The 1,404-nt window shown below is 57.8% G+C and carries 1 protein-coding gene; it reads right to left on the bottom strand.

Translation table 11 applies throughout. From position 1 onward, the window contains the following. Positions 1-166: 166 nt before the first annotated feature. Positions 167-1,404 (bottom strand): glycosyltransferase family 39 protein (locus tag H5U08_RS18765; RefSeq protein WP_297036673.1); only part of this gene is annotated, 1,238 nt, incomplete at its 5' end.

Genomic DNA, 1,404 nt, shown 5'->3' with positions numbered 1-1,404 from the left:
TTTCGCCACATGGAACAGCCCTCGTTTTTTCCAAAGCAACGTTGGGCGTTTCCCTGTGGCGTAAATGGAGTTAATTGTTTCACACCACGTTGTTCACCTTCCCGCTCGTTAATTCCTGCTTCCATCGCATCTCTCATCCTCCCCCTTCGCGGCCATTCTAATTGAGCTAAGCATCTTTATTGCCCAGGGGCAGACACAGCCGTGGTACCAACGCGGCGCTTGCCAAAACGATCAGTCCTGGCACCACCGGCATGCGATATCGCAGCGAAGACACAAAAACCACATGCAAAAGCGTGAAATAGACGGCCGGCAAGATACACGTCATCAATACCACAGGGTGTCTGAAGCCCCGGAGCGCGCCCACAATCGCCAGAGCGAAGGTCGCCACGGCGGTAAGCGCCATCGTCAAATTCACCGGAAAGACGTTGAAACCCGGATCGTTGGGCACAACATTCCAGAAGCGACGAAACTTTACGAATGCGAGCCAGAGGACAGTTGCAGGATTCTCGATTGCCCACCTCACGGCCTCGCGTTTCAGTTGGCGGTCCAGCTCCAACTCCCAGAAGAGGGGATCAGCATCAGGATATCTGCGTTGCACCTCCCGTAATTTCTCAGGCACGAAATCCATGTTACTGCTGCCGTCGGCCCGCGGGTTCCAGCCATCGTAGAGGCTTGCCCCCACTTGAGTGGTCGTCAAAATGATCCTTCCCGTCAAACAGTAGTTACGAACCCACCACGGGGACATGACCAGCACAAATCCCGCAACAATGCCAGCCCAGCCCCGCCAGGACGGCAGGAGACGCCGCCATATCAGGAGCTGGACGACCGCCAGAAACGGAAGCCACAATAGGGCACTGGGGCGCATCAATGTGGCCAGCCCGAATGCGACGCCGGCACCGAACGCAGATCGCCAAACGCGGATTTGACCGGGGTCCGTTTGTCTGCAACTGCGAGCGAAGAAAAACATCCCCAGTACCCACGCCGGCACGAAGCCCGCTTCGCTCAACACGGGAACGGATCCCAGGATCAATTCGGGGTGCAGGGCCGCCAAAATTCCCGCCAGAATCCCCGCATGTCTGCCAAACAGCTCTTTTCCCCACACACAGACCAACACCGCGGTCACAGCGCCTAACACGGCACCTTCGACGCGTGCCAGCCAGATGGGCGGATGATCAAAGGCGAGAAACAGGGGGGCCAGGAGCAGCGGGTATCCCGGCGTACGAAAAATGGCCCCGGTGACCCCGTACTGATAGGGCTCTCCCCGTGCGAGAGCTCGTGCAAGATGCCAGTAGCTCTCGCTATCACCGAAGACGAATCCGCCGCCAAATCGCCACCCCCAAAGACAAACCGCAATCAGTCTCACAGCCAGACCTAGTGAGAAGATTCCCGCTAACGTCCATGCGG

Source organism: Thermogutta sp. (genome assembly GCF_014359955.1).
GTDB lineage: Bacteria > Planctomycetota > Planctomycetia > Pirellulales > Thermoguttaceae > Thermogutta.
Note: the sequence above shows the minus strand (reverse complement) of the source record. Positions and strands in the feature narration are given on the sequence as shown.